Below are 13,450 nucleotides of genomic sequence, written 5' to 3'. Positions count from 1 at the left end.
GCTATGATCGGGATTGGCGTCACCATTCTGGGCGCACTCATCGGCGGGGTGACCGCCGCACGCCGCAAGGGCAACCGCAAGGACATCGCGCAATATGCCGCCGTTTATGCGCTGATCTTCACGTTGCTGTACATGTTGGGCTCCATCGTCTTTCTGCGCATGATGGGGTAGCCGCCTGATGTTCCTGCCCTTCTTCGATGCTCTGCGAAAGGCCGCTGTGCCCGTGTCGCTGCGGGAGTTTCTGTCGTTTCTCGAAGGGCTGCAGGCGGGGCTGGCCACCTATGACGTCGAGGCCTTCTATTACCTCGCCCGCCTCACCCTCGTGAAAGACGAGCGCCACATCGACAAATTCGACCGCGCCTTTGCCACCGCTTTTTCGGGGCTGGAGGACATCCCAACCGACGCCGTGCTGGAGGCGGTCGACATCCCCCGCGACTGGCTCGAAAAGATGGCCGAAAAGCACCTCAGCCCGGAAGAGAAGGCCGAGATTGAAGCCATGGGCGGCTTTGACAAGCTGATGGAAACGCTGAAGAAGCGGATGGAGGAACAGAAAAGCCGCCATCAGGGCGGTAACAAATGGATCGGCACCGCCGGCACCTCCCCCTTCGGTGCCTATGGCTACAACCCCGAAGGCGTGCGCATTGGGCAGGACCGCTCACGCCACCAGCGCGCCACCAAGGTCTGGGACAAACGAGAATTTCGCAACCTCGACGACACGGTCGAACTCGGCACCCGTAACATCAAGGTGGCGCTGAAACGCCTGCGCCGCTGGGCCCGCGACGGCGCAGAGGAAGAGCTGGACCTGGGCGGCACCATCCGCGCCACGGCCGAGCACGGCTATCTTGACGTGAAAACCCGGCCCGAGCGGCGCAACGCGGTCAAGGTGCTGCTGTTTCTCGACGTCGGCGGCTCCATGGACTCGCATATCAAAGTCGTCGAGGAGCTCTTCTCCGCCGCCCGTGCCGAATTCAAACATATGGACTACTACTACTTCCACAACTGCATCTACGAAGGGCTCTGGCGCGACAACCGCCGCCGCTGGGACGCACAGATCCCGACCCATGAGGTGCTGCGCACATATGGTCCCGACTACAAATGCATCTTTGTGGGCGACGCCTCCATGTCCCCTTACGAGATCGCCTACGCCGGCGGCGCCAATGAGCACTGGAACGAGGAAAGCGGTGCTGTCTGGCTCACACGCCTGCGCGATCACTGGCCCGCGACCCTCTGGATCAACCCGGTGCCGGAAAAATACTGGCCCTACACGCAATCCATCTCGATGATCCAGGAGCTGATCGGCCCCGCGGCCATGGTGCCCATGACACTTTCGGGGATCGAGGCGGGCATGAAAGTACTCAGCCGCTAGCGTCCTTCTCTTGGCCAAAAATATCCCCGCCGGAGGCACCTGAACTTGCCGCAAGCGCCCCCCGGTCCCATATTCACCCCATGATCAAACTTATGCCCATCCTGTTGGCCATCCTCTACGGGGTAGTCATCTACCGGTTTTCCGCATGGCGCACGGCAAAACAGTTGGATGCGCAATCAACGGAACTGGCGGACCCGATGCTCAGGGTGCTGATGGACCGGATGGCCGCCGCTCTCGATCTGCCGCGCCTCCGTGTGCACATCTACGAGATCGACCCGGTGAACGGGCTGGCCGCGCCTGACGGGCGCATTTTCATCACGCGCGGGTTCTACAACAAGTTCCGCGCAGGCGAGGTGACCGGAGACGAACTGGCCAGCGTCATCGCGCATGAAATGGGCCACGTGGCCCTGGGCCACTCCCGCAGGCGGATGATCGACTTCTCGGGCCAGAACGCGCTGCGCACCGCACTGGCCATGGTGCTCGGCCGTTTCATCCCCGGTGTGGGTCCTTGGATCGCGGGCCTGCTCACCAGCCTGCTGGCCGCACGCCTGTCGCGATCAGACGAGTATGAGGCGGACGCCTACGCCGCCGCCCTGCTGACCAAGGCCGGGATCGGCGTCGCCCCCCAAATCAGCCTGTTCCAAAAACTGGACGCATTGACCCAGAGCAACGGCGGAACAGCCCCGGCCTGGCTGCTCAGCCACCCAAAAACCGAAGAGCGGATCGCCGCCTTGCGCGCACTCGAAACCAAATGGGCGCCTGCACAGTGAAGCCTTTGGCGACGCGCCGGCGGGTTTCGATGTCACTCAATACGTTGAGCTATCTCATCTCGTGCAGCTATAGATGATCTGATCTTTCGCCTGCAGCGCGCCTGCTCGGCCACTCTTTGGTCGGCGTTGGTAAACACGACCGACGAAGCGGCACATTCGGCAAAGAAGCTCACAAATTCGAGGCCCGCGGCTCTGAGAGCCATCTTCCGCTACACCGTCATCGACTGCCGATAACCAGTGTCAGACCAATGCACCGAGAGCATCCATATCCTGTCGTTTCCCGTCACGCACGGGGCGCCCCATGTGTCCATGCTGTAACAGGACACAAACGGGCTGATGAGTCGGCAAAAGACCACTCAATCCAATGATAGTGACGCGGGGGCGGTGGTGGGTCGTGAGAGGCTCGAACTCCCGACATCTTCGGTGTAAACGAAGCGCTCTACCAACTGAGCTAACGACCCGGCCCGCGCGGTTTACCCAAACTGCCCGTGCGCTTCAAGCCCCTATCGACAGCTTCTGCATTGTGCCGTCTTGCAGGTGATAGATCACCCCTTGACCACCGGGCAACGTGCCGATTTCGCTGATATCCATATCAAGTGCAATCAGGCGCAGCATGCGGGAGGTGATGCCATGGGTGACCAGCACCGCAGGACCCGGAAGGCTGTCCATAAACGACAGACAGCGCGCGCGCAGGGCCACAAACCCCTCGCCACCGGGGGCTCTATCGTAGAGGTCAAGCGCGCTCTCTTCGCTTTCGTCCACCACGCGATCTCTCGTCAGGTCAGTGCGCGACAGACCCTCCCAAACGCCAACCCCAATCTCAGCCAGCCGCACATCCGTCTCGATGCGCGGGACCAGCCCCTCCAGAGCAATCGCAGCGGTCTGCAATGCACGTCCCTGCGGGCTGCAGATAGCGTGGTAGCCGTCCAGGTCGCAGTCCTGCAACAGCGTCCGCTGCATCTGCGCCTGTGTCCGCCCCAGCTTGGTCAGCGGCGAATCCAGCCCCCCCTGGATCCGGTGCTGTGCATTCCATTCGGTCTGACCGTGACGCAGAATATAGACGGGGGGATACACGCGGATGAAGTGTCCTTTGTTCATTGCGATCGGGCCCTCGATCACCCGCGATCAAAGATGATCTCACCTGAAAAAGAGCGAAAACGCGGGGAAAATGGTGGGTGATAAGAGATTTGAACTCCTGACATCTTCGATGTGAACGAAGCGCTCTACCACTGAGCTAATCACCCGTGGCCGGTTACCTACTCAAAACCGTCTGGCCATGCAAGAGGCGCCGAGTAGATTTCGATGCTGCATCACCGCAGTTGGCTGCGATCACCTCGCAATGGGGCCGGGCTGGTACCCCGTCCGCGCCCTTCCCCCTCCGCATTTGTAAAAATCACGACTACAAAATCAAACGCGGCCCCGGAGGGCCGCGTCGGATCGCATTTTTCAGGGCCTCAATGGGCTGTGGCTGTATCCCCGGTGTCAGAGGCGCCTGCCAGTGCGGCAGCCGCAGCTGCTTCCTCAGCTTCCTGATCCCAATCGATGGCTTCCGGTGTCTCTGTCAGCGCGTGTTTGAGCACCTCGGACACATGGGTCACGGGGATGATCTCAAGCCCCTCTTTCACATTGTCTGGAATTTCGGGCAGATCCTTCGCGTTCTCTTCGGGGATCAGAACCGTTGTGATCCCGCCACGAAGCGCAGCAAGCAGCTTCTCCTTCAAGCCACCGATGGGCATCGCGTTGCCGCGCAAGGAAACCTCCCCGGTCATCGCAATATCCTTGCGCACCGGGATCTTGGTCAGCACCGAAACAATCGATGTGACCATCGCCAGACCGGCGCTTGGCCCATCTTTAGGCGTGGCCCCATCCGGCACGTGCACGTGGATGTCGATCTTGTCGAACTGCGGCGGTTTGACCCCGATCTGCGGACTAATCGACCGCACATAGGAAGAAGCCGCGTCAATCGATTCCTTCATCACGTCGCCGAGCTTGCCGGTGGTTTTCATCCGGCCCTTGCCCGGCAGGCGCAGCGCCTCGATGCTCAGCAATTCACCGCCGACCGAAGTATAGGCCAATCCGGTCACAACCCCGATCTGATCCTCTTTTTCGGCCAGACCATAGCGGTACTTTTTCACGCCAAGGAACTCATCAAGGTTTTCATCTGTGACGGTGACCGCCTCAGCCTCTTTCTTGATGATCTTGGTCAGCGATTTCCGTGCCACCTTGGCGATCTCACGTTCCAGATTCCGCACGCCCGCCTCGCGGGTATAGGTGCGGATCATCTCGGTGATGGCGGACTCCTCCAGCGCGAACTCCTTGGCCTTGAGCCCGTGGTTCTTCACCTGCTTCGGCACCAGATGCTGCCGCGCGATCTCGCGCTTTTCATCCTCGGTATAACCCGCCAGGGGAATGATCTCCATCCGGTCGAGCAGCGGCCCGGGCATGTTGTAGCTGTTAGACGTGGTCAGGAACATCACGTTCGAAAGGTCATATTCGACCTCCAGATAGTGATCCACGAAGGTGCCATTCTGTTCCGGGTCAAGCACTTCGAGCATGGCCGACGCAGGGTCGCCCCGGAAGTCCTGCCCCATCTTGTCGATCTCGTCGAGCAGGATCAGCGGGTTGGTTGTCTTGGCTTTTTTCAACGCCTGGATGATCTTGCCGGGCATGGAGCCGATGTAGGTGCGCCGGTGCCCCCGGATCTCGGATTCGTCGCGCACACCGCCCAAGCTGATGCGAATGAACTCGCGTCCCGTGGCCTTCGCCACCGATTTGCCCAGGCTCGTCTTGCCCACGCCGGGCGGGCCGACAAGGCACATGATCGGGCCTTTCAGCTTGGTCGAACGCTGCTGCACCGCAAGATATTCAACAATGCGTTCCTTAACCTTCTCAAGGCCATAGTGGTCGTCGTCCAGGACCTTCTGCGCGCGACCAAGATCCTTCTTCACCCGGGATTTCACACCCCAGGGGATCGACAGCATCCAGTCGAGATAGTTGCGCACCACGGTGGCCTCGGCCGACATGGGGCTCATATTCTTGAGCTTTTTGATCTCGGCTTCAGCCTTTTCCTTGGCCTCTTTGCTCAGCTTCGTCTCGGCGATCTTTTCTTCGAGCTCGGCGACCTCGTTCTTGCCGTCTTCGCCGTCGCCCAGTTCCTGCTGGATCGCCTTCATCTGTTCGTTGAGATAGTACTCGCGTTGCGTGCGCTCCATCTGGGACTTCACGCGCGTCTTGATCTTCTTTTCAACCTGCAGCACCGACATCTCGCCCTGCATCAGGCCATAGACCTTCTCCAGCCGCTCGCTGACGCTCAGCGTCTCCAGCAAGTCCTGCTTCTGATGCACTTCGATGCCCAGATGACCCGCCACAAGATCGGCCAGCTTTGCCGGTTCAGCGCTTTCACCGACCGCCGCAAGCGCCTCTTCGGGCACGTTTTTCTTGACCTTGGCATAGCGCTCGAACTCGTCCGACACGGTGCGCAACAACGCCTCGGTGGTGGCCAGATCGCCCGGCATCTCGGTCAGATACTCAGCCCGCGCTTCGAAGAAGCTGTCATTGTCGAGGTATTCGGCAATGCGCACCCGCGCCTGCCCTTCCACCAGCACTTTCACCGTGCCGTCAGGCAGTTTCAGCAGTTGCAGCACATTGGCCAGCACCCCGGCCTTGTAGATGCCATCACTGTCCGGGTCATCGACGCCCGGATCGATCTGGCTCGACAACAGGATCTGCTTGTCATCCGCCATAACCTCCTCCAGCGCGCGAACGGATTTTTCGCGGCCGACAAAGAGGGGGACAATCATGTGTGGGAACACAACGATATCGCGCAGCGGCAATACCGGGTAGGAGGCGTTCAGAGGCTCTTGCATGCTCTATCCTTATTTTTGGCAAGATGGTTCTGGTCCCGCATCAGCAGCAACACTCGACCATCTCCGGATCGGATGATTAAGGTGGGGCCTTTGCCTCACAAATCAACCGCACCGCAGTTTCGGCTGGCAGCAGCATGGCCAGAGAACGCCTGAAGCACAAGCCTTCAATCGCCCCTTTTGACCTGTCGAAACACGCTTAGTTCGGGTTCTGATTGTCCGTCAACGACACCGACAGGGATGACACCCGCGATGAGAGTGTTTTCACCTCGTCAGCGATCACGGTGAAGCCCTTGCCCGCGTCGCCCACCCGGGCCGCCTCGATCGAGGCATTGGTGGCGACCATATTGATCACCCGCCCGATCTTGCCGATCTCCATCGCGATGGCACTGGTGTGATCGTCCACATTGGAACGATCCTTGTCGCTGAGCTTGAGGAAAAAATCGCCCAGCAAATCCGAAAAGGCGCCGACTTCCTGCGTGACCCGGGCACAACACAGATCATACATGTCCCCCGCGGGTTTGAAGCCGCGTATCTCGTCATTTGTCACAGTCGCGCCGCTCACAAGCCGGTGCAGCTCATCAACGGACCGCGTGAGCACGGCCAGCTTCTCCGTCAGTTGCTCGCTGAGCGCCACGTCATGCGGTTCCAGATAATCCTCCACAAGGCGATGCAGCGCCTTCCGGCCTTCGGTGATCATCTTCGCGGCACGGGCGAACTCCTTGGGCGTGACATTGCCCTCTTGCTCGGCCGCCGTCTCCATATGATAGACAAGCACCTGCATCGCTGCCACCGGCACCCGCGAGATTCGCGACAACACGAGGTTGAGGGCGTGATCCCGTGACATCTCACCATCTGCGGTTCGCGGATCAGGTTTTGACGACATGGGGGCACCTCCTACTCTGTTCGGATTTGGTCTAGAGGGGGATGGGTTAAGCATGCCTTAAGCCGGGCGCCACAGGTGCAAAAAATTATCGTCAAAACTGCTCTCAGAGCGGAGGAATATCGCCTTCGGCGCGGCCCGCGTGAAATGCAGCCTCCCAAGCAGCAAAGCGCTGCTCTGCGATGGCGTCACGCATCTCCTGCATAAGGTCTTGATAATACGTCATATTGTGCCAGGTCAGCAGCATGGAGGAGATAATCTCCTGACTGCGAAACACATGATGCAGATAGGCCCGTGAATACTGCCGACAGGCCGGGCAACGACAGTCTTCGTCGAGGGCGCGCGGGTCATCCATATGCCGCGCGTTCTTGATGTTGAGCACCCCGCGCCGGGTGAAGACCTGCCCGGTGCGCCCGGAGCGGGACGGCAACACGCAATCCATCATATCAATGCCGCGTTTTACTGCCCCCACAATGTCATCGGGCTTGCCCACCCCCATCAAGTATCGTGGCTTGTCCTCTGGCAGCTGGTCCGCCGCGAAATCCAGACAACCAAACATCGCGGCCTGCCCTTCGCCCACAGCCAGACCACCCACCGCATAGCCGTCAAAGCCAATGTCGGTCAGCGCTGCGGCACTTTCCGCTCGAAAATCCTCCTCCAACCCGCCTTGCTGGATGCCGAACAGCGCATGCCCAGGCCGGTCGCCAAACGCATCACGCGAGCGTTGCGCCCACCGCATCGACAGACGCATGCTCTCGGCAATCACCGCACGGTCCGCCGGCAGCGCCGGGCATTCGTCAAAACACATGACAATGTCCGAGCCCAACAACCGCTGGATCTCCATCGACCGCTCTGGCGTGATCTCATGTTTCGAGCCGTCGATATGGCTCTTGAAGGTCACACCGCGCTCGGTGAGCTTGCGCAGAGCGGCCAGGCTCATCACCTGAAAGCCACCCGAATCGGTCAGGATCGGACGTTCCCAATTCATGAACTTGTGCAGCCCGCCCAGACGATCGATGCGCTCCGCCGTCGGGCGCAACATCAGGTGATAGGTGTTGCCCAGCAAAATGTCCGCACCCGTCTCGCGCACGCTGTCCGGCATCATCGCCTTGACCGTCGCCGCCGTGCCCACGGGCATGAACGCCGGCGTGCGGATCTCGCCCCGCGCCGTGCGGATTATGCCACGGCGCGCCTTACCGTCCTGTGCGCGCACCTCAAAGCCAAATGCCTGCATTCCGAGCCTCTGTCCCATTCGCATCGCGCGATACCCGCCCTGCGCAAAACTTGCAATCCGGCAGCGGACAGGTCACCTAGGAGCCGCAAGCGCCCAAAGGAGGACCCTACGGTGGATATTGAAACTCTGATCATCTCCCTGATCGAAGGCTCGCTGGTCTTCCTACTGCTGGCCGCCCTCTTCATCGTTGTGATCGTGAAAGCGGTCAAGATCGTGCCGCAATCCGAAAAATACGTGATCGAGCGCTTTGGCCGTCTGCGCTCGGTGCTCGGGCCCGGGATCAACCTCATCGTGCCCTTTATCGACCGCGTGGCCCATGAAATCTCGATCCTGGAGCGGCAATTGCCCAATGCCAGCCAGGATGCGATCACCAAGGACAACGTGCTGGTGCAGGTGGAAACCTCTGTCTTCTATCGCATCACCGAGCCTGAGCGCACAGTCTACCGCATCCGCGATGTGGATGCCGCCATCGCCACCACCGTGGCGGGCATCGTGCGGGCCGAGATCGGCAAGATGGACCTCGACGACGTGCAAGCCAACCGCGCGCATCTGATCACCACCATCAAGGCTCTGGTCGAAGACGCCGTGGACGACTGGGGCATCGAGGTGACCCGCGCCGAAATCCTCGACGTGAACCTTGATCAGGCCACCCGCGACGCGATGCTGCAACAGCTCAACGCCGAACGCGCCCGCCGGGCTGAGGTCACAAAGGCCGAGGGTGCCAAACGCGCGGTGGAGCTGGCCGCCGACGCCGAACTCTACGCCTCCGAGCAAACCGCCAAGGCGCGTCGCATCCTGGCGGATGCCGAAGCCTACGCGACGCAGGTCGTGGCACAGGCGATCAATGAAAACGGACTGGAAGCGGCGCAATACCAGATCGCCCTGAAACAGGTGGAATCGCTGAACGCGCTCGGCGCCGGTGAAGGCAAGCAAACCATCGTGGTGCCCAGCCAGACCATCGAGGCCTTTGGCGACGCCTTCAAGATGCTGAAGGGCCGCGGCACATGAGTGAGCTTCTGAACCTCTGGTGGGTCTGGACAGCCGCCGCCCTCGCGCTGGCGGTCATCGAAGTGCTGGTGCCCGGTTTCATCTTCCTCGGCTTCGCCCTGGGTGCGCTTGCCATGCTGGCGGTGATCCTCATCGCCCCCGGCCTGACCGCACCCGCCCTGCTCGCTGTCTTCGCAGGCCTCTCTCTGATCGCCTGGATCGGGTTGCGCCTGGCTTTTCGCAAGCAGTCTTCCGGCGCCAGGATCGTGCACAACGACATCAACGATGGCTAGGTCAAGAATGGGGCTCTGCCCCATACCCCGGGATATTTCTGGCCAGAAGAAACCGCTGTCGTTTCTCTTGGCCATAAATATCCCCGCCGGAGGCATGAAACTCTGTCGCGCGGCATCAGGTTGAGATCACGCCGGGCACCTGTTACCCCCGGACCAGAGGCAGAAGGCGGATATCATGGAAAAGCTGACCTTTGGCTGGGAGGAGTGGGTATCGCTGCCGGATCTCGGCCTGCCCGCGATCAAGGCTAAAGTCGACACGGGCGCGCGCACCTCGGCACTGCACGCCCATGACATCGAGGTCTTTGGTTCCGCCAAGCAGCCCAAGGTCCGCTTCAACGTGCACCCGATTGCCGGGCGCGAAGACATGGCCATCACCTGCTCCGCACCGCTGGTGGATCGCCGGGAAGTCACCTCCTCCAATGGCGAAACCGAACAGCGCTTTGTGATCTCCTCCACGCTCACCGTCGGCGAGCAGAGCTGGCCCATCGAGATCACGCTCACCAACCGCGCGTCGATGTCCTCGCGCATGCTGCTGGGGCGCCAAGCGCTCTCCGATCACATCTCGATCTCACCCACGGAAAAGCACCTGCAGCCCGAGCTGAGCTATGACGACTACCACAGCTCCACGCTGAAACGCCGCGCGCCCAAACGCGCCCTGCGCATCGCTGTGCTCAGCCGGGAGGACAATTACTCCACCCGCCGTCTGGTCGAAGTCGGCGAGGCACGCGGCCACACCGTCGAAGTGATCAACACCACCCGCTGCTACATGGCGATCAACGCCATGGCGCCGGAGGTGCACTACGACGGCAAACGCCTGCCCCGCTATGACGCGGTAATCCCGCGCATCGGCGCGTCGATCACCTCCTACGGCACCGCAATCATCCGCCAGTTCGAAACCATCGGCACCTACTGCGTGAACGGCTCCGCTGGCATCACCGCCAGCCGCGACAAGCTGCATGCGCATCAGATCCTCGCATCCAAGAAAATTGGCATGCCCACCACCGCCTTCGCCGCCTCGCCGAAGGACACCTCGAACCTCATGGGGCTTGTGGGCACAGCGCCACTCATCGTGAAACTCCTGGAATCGACCCAAGGCAAGGGTGTCGTATTGGCCGAGACCAAGAAGGCCGCTGAATCGGTCATAGACGCCTTTCGCGGGTTGAAAGCCAACTTTCTCGTGCAGGATTTCGTCAAGGAGGCCGCGGGCGAGGACATCCGATGCCTGGTGATCGCGGGCAAGGTCGTGGCCGCCATGAAACGCACCGGAGCGGAGGGGGATTTCCGCTCCAACCTGCACCGGGGCGGCTCGGCCAAGGTGGTGCGGATCACCAAGGAGGAGCGCGACACCGCCGTGCGCGCCGCCCGCGCCTTTGCGCTCGGCAAGGCGGGCGTGGACCTTCTGCGGTCCGAAAGCGGCCCCAAGGTGCTGGAAGTGAACTCCTCACCCGGTTTCGAGGGCATCGAAACGGCGACGGGCAAAGACATCGTCGGCAAGCTCTATGATGAGATCGAAGCCCGCGTGAGACCCCAGCCCGCCCGGAAACGCTCCCGAAGCTGACGGATGCCGTCGCGCAGCGCACGTCCCTGACAAACTGCGTCCCGCTTAGGATGTTCTTAAAGTCTTCTCACTACATCTCGGCGAGAGTTGCTTTAAGGGGAAGTTCCGATGGGTCTTATGGGTCGCGTTGGCGTCGCTGCACGTCTGTGTGCATTGGTTTTACTGTCGATTGCTGGCTTGTTCGCGATGCAGCGGACAGCTGTTCTGACGTTCGAGAATGCCTCGCTTGATCTGAAAGAGGTTGAACTGACACATCTGTCAGAGGTCGCCACATCCATCGCGCGGGTCGCCCACGCGCGTGAGACGTCGGGTGAGATGACCCGGGAGCAAGCCCAGAAAAGCGCTTTGGATGCCATTTCGGCGCTGCGCTACGAAGGCGACAACTACTTCTTCGTCATCGATATGGATCACAATATGGTGGCGCATGGGGTGAACCCCGCCCTGAACGGACGGAATTTTGTAGACACAACAGACCCCAATGGCACCTATCTTTTCCGCGAAATCGTCGACAGCGTGCGCGACGGGACCGCTGGCACGGTTGACTACCTCTGGGCGGCCCCAAATGCAGAGGAAGGCGATCCCCCCATCGAGAAGGTCGCCGTAGTGCTACCGTTCGAGCCTTGGGAGTGGGTGATTGGCACAGGCGCCTATCTGTTGCGGATCGAGGCCGAACAAGCGGCAGTAAAGCAAGACCTCTACATGATGTTGGGCGTTCTTGCGGTGGCCTTGCTGGCAGGTGCGGCACTGATTGCCTATAGCGTGACACGTCCGCTGAGCCGGCTGACAAGCCGCATGTCCAGCCTGTCCGAAGGTGATACAACATCCGACGTGCCCTACAGCAAGGACCGCACGGCTTTTGGTGAGATTTCGCGCGCCTTGGAGGTGTTCCGCACCGGTTTGATCGAGCGGGCCGAAATGCACGAGCGTGAGCAGCAGCGCGAAAAAGAAACGCGCCAGCGCGAGTTGCAGGCGGCGGAGGATGAGCGCAAACGGGAAGCCGAGCAGCACGCCGCCGAACAGGCCGCGCTAGAGCGCAAGCGCCGCGAAGAGGAGCAGGCCCGTGCCGACCGCGAGGCGCGGCAGGACGCGGAAATGCAGGAGCGCGAGGCTCAGACACAGGCGCAAAACAGGGTTGTAGAAGCCTTGGGTCGTGGTCTGCAACGCCTTGCCGATGGTGACTTGACCGGTCAGATCTCAGAGCCTTTCCCGGGCCAGTACGAGCAGCTTCGGGCGGATTTCAACTCAGCTCTGAATTCCTTGCGCGGGGCGGTTGGCGCAGTGATGCAAAATGCTGAATCGATCCGAAACGAGGCCAGCGACATCACCTCTGCGGCGGATGATCTGTCACGTCGCACCGAGAAACAGGCAGGCACGCTGGAGGAAACCGCGGCGGCGCTTGATGAGTTGACCAGCTCCGTCCAATCCGCCGCTGCCAGCGCGGATGAAGCGTCCAAAGTATCGGTCGATGCCAAAGGCAGCGCCGACAAGGGCGGTCAGGTGGCGCGCAAGGCGGTAGATGCGATGGAAGGAATCCGCGCCTCCTCCGACGAGATATCAAAGATCACCAATGTGATCGAAGAGATCGCCTTTCAGACCAACCTTCTTGCACTCAATGCCGGTGTTGAGGCGGCGCGTGCAGGTGAGGCCGGGCGCGGCTTTGCCGTTGTGGCCACCGAGGTCCGCGCTCTGGCGCAGCGCTCCTCCGAAGCGGCCCGCGAGATCAATCTGCTGATCTCGGAATCGAGTACCAAGGTCCAGCAGGGTTTTGAGCTTGTGGACGAGACAGGCACCGCTCTGGACCAGATTCTTGACTCTGTTTCCGAGATCACAGAACGGATCAACAGCATCGCAACTTCCGCAAAGGAACAAGCGCAAGGCATTCAGGAAATCAACACTGCGGTGAACGAGTTGGACACGGTCACTCAGCAGAACGCGGCCATGTTCGAGGAAACCACAGCGGCCAGCCATGCGCTGACCCAGGAAACCGACGCGCTGGTCTCTGCTGTCGACAACTTTAAGCTGGGTCAGGACAAAGCCGCGGTCACGACGCCCCGCAAGGCGGATGCCGGATCACCAGCCGCTTCCGCGCCAAAGGCCGCAGCACACCCTGAGGCGGCTCGCGACAGTGCAACAACAAAACTGGCCGCAAATGGATGGGAAGACTTCTGATCATTAATTTGCACCCCCGGGGGCGCAAAGCAGGAATGAGCGGAGCCCTTGCGTATCTCAAGCGAGGCAGGCGGGAGGACATGGTCAAGACTGGCTTAAAACGCTGCGGCCAGCCTGCCGGGAGATGGGTGTGGCCTCTGGGTGTTGTGTAGTCGATCCTCCAGATTTCAATGATCTCCCGGGCCTCTCCTCGGTTGGGGAACAGGCTGGCCTCAAATCGAGGATTTTTCAGGGAAGCAGGTCACAAATCATGGGATTGACTGGCTTCGGTCACCGTCGTTTTACCTTGAATGATGTCAATCACGCGCGCTGATTTGCGCTTCGCCA

11 protein-coding genes and 2 tRNA genes are annotated in these 13,450 nt (G+C 60.8%); 7 read left to right on the top strand and 6 right to left on the bottom strand.

All coding sequences use genetic code 11. The annotated features are described in order from the left end of the window. The first annotated feature begins 3 nt into the window (after nucleotides 1–3). The 3 genes from So717_RS22045 to So717_RS09265 all read left to right on the top strand — a co-directional run bounded on the left by So717_RS22045 (nucleotide 4) and on the right by So717_RS09265 (nucleotide 2,136). A complete protein-coding gene (locus tag So717_RS22045) occupies nucleotides 4–171 on the top strand; it encodes a hypothetical protein (protein WP_174239021.1) in 168 nt (55 codons plus the stop codon). Nucleotides 172–178: 7 nt separating this feature from the next. Next, entirely contained in the window at nucleotides 179–1,366 is a 1,188-nt protein-coding gene (locus tag So717_RS09270) for a vWA domain-containing protein (protein WP_159976424.1), read from the top strand. 80 nt (nucleotides 1,367–1,446) lie between these two features. Continuing rightward, nucleotides 1,447–2,136 carry a M48 family metallopeptidase gene (locus tag So717_RS09265; protein WP_159976421.1) on the top strand — a complete coding sequence of 230 codons (690 nt, stop codon included), beginning with the start codon at nucleotides 1,447–1,449 and terminating at the stop codon, nucleotides 2,134–2,136. 385 nt (nucleotides 2,137–2,521) lie between these two features. Here So717_RS09265 and So717_RS09260 read toward each other — a convergent pair. The 6 genes from So717_RS09260 to tgt form a co-directional block, all read right to left on the bottom strand. Continuing rightward, nucleotides 2,522–2,597 (bottom strand) — tRNA-Val (locus tag So717_RS09260). 34 nt (nucleotides 2,598–2,631) lie between these two features. Then, the gene (locus So717_RS09255) at nucleotides 2,632–3,234 is read right to left on the bottom strand and encodes a histidine phosphatase family protein (protein ID WP_159976418.1); all 603 of its coding nucleotides are present in this window, start codon (nucleotides 3,232–3,234) and stop codon (nucleotides 2,632–2,634) included. 71 nt (nucleotides 3,235–3,305) lie between these two features. Beyond that, nucleotides 3,306–3,380, bottom strand: a tRNA-Val gene (locus tag So717_RS09250). 210 nt (nucleotides 3,381–3,590) lie between these two features. Then, entirely contained in the window at nucleotides 3,591–6,002 is a 2,412-nt protein-coding gene (lon, locus tag So717_RS09245) for an endopeptidase La (RefSeq protein ID WP_159976415.1), read from the bottom strand. Nucleotides 6,003–6,198: 196 nt separating this feature from the next. Continuing rightward, complete coding sequence (locus tag So717_RS22510) at nucleotides 6,199–6,885, bottom strand: methyl-accepting chemotaxis protein (RefSeq protein ID WP_275113667.1); 687 nt, start codon at nucleotides 6,883–6,885, stop codon at nucleotides 6,199–6,201. Between the two features lie 103 nt (nucleotides 6,886–6,988). After that, nucleotides 6,989–8,116: a tRNA guanosine(34) transglycosylase Tgt gene (gene tgt / locus So717_RS09235; RefSeq protein WP_159976409.1), complete on the bottom strand. Its 1,128-nt coding sequence runs from the start codon at nucleotides 8,114–8,116 to the stop codon at nucleotides 6,989–6,991. 111 nt (nucleotides 8,117–8,227) lie between these two features. On the opposite strand from tgt, the gene So717_RS09230 reads away from it, so the two are divergent. The 4 genes from So717_RS09230 to So717_RS09215 all read left to right on the top strand — a co-directional run bounded on the left by So717_RS09230 (nucleotide 8,228) and on the right by So717_RS09215 (nucleotide 13,123). After that, nucleotides 8,228–9,124 carry an SPFH domain-containing protein gene (locus So717_RS09230; RefSeq protein ID WP_159976406.1) on the top strand — a complete coding sequence of 299 codons (897 nt, stop codon included), beginning with the start codon at nucleotides 8,228–8,230 and terminating at the stop codon, nucleotides 9,122–9,124. Continuing rightward, the gene (locus So717_RS09225) at nucleotides 9,121–9,396 is read left to right on the top strand and encodes an NfeD family protein (protein ID WP_159976403.1); all 276 of its coding nucleotides are present in this window, start codon (nucleotides 9,121–9,123) and stop codon (nucleotides 9,394–9,396) included. The genes So717_RS09230 and So717_RS09225 overlap by 4 nt, the downstream gene beginning before the upstream one ends. A 175-nt stretch (nucleotides 9,397–9,571) precedes the next feature. Then, a complete protein-coding gene (gene rimK, locus So717_RS09220; RefSeq protein ID WP_159976401.1) occupies nucleotides 9,572–10,954 on the top strand; it encodes a 30S ribosomal protein S6--L-glutamate ligase in 1,383 nt (460 codons plus the stop codon). 186 nt (nucleotides 10,955–11,140) lie between these two features. Beyond that, nucleotides 11,141–13,123 carry a methyl-accepting chemotaxis protein gene (locus So717_RS09215; protein WP_159976398.1) on the top strand — a complete coding sequence of 661 codons (1,983 nt, stop codon included), beginning with the start codon at nucleotides 11,141–11,143 and terminating at the stop codon, nucleotides 13,121–13,123. Nucleotides 13,124–13,450 lie beyond the last annotated feature (327 nt).

The organism is Roseobacter cerasinus (assembly GCF_009811755.1).
GTDB lineage: Bacteria > Pseudomonadota > Alphaproteobacteria > Rhodobacterales > Rhodobacteraceae > Roseobacter > Roseobacter cerasinus.
Note: the sequence above shows the minus strand (reverse complement) of the source record. Positions and strands in the feature narration are given on the sequence as shown.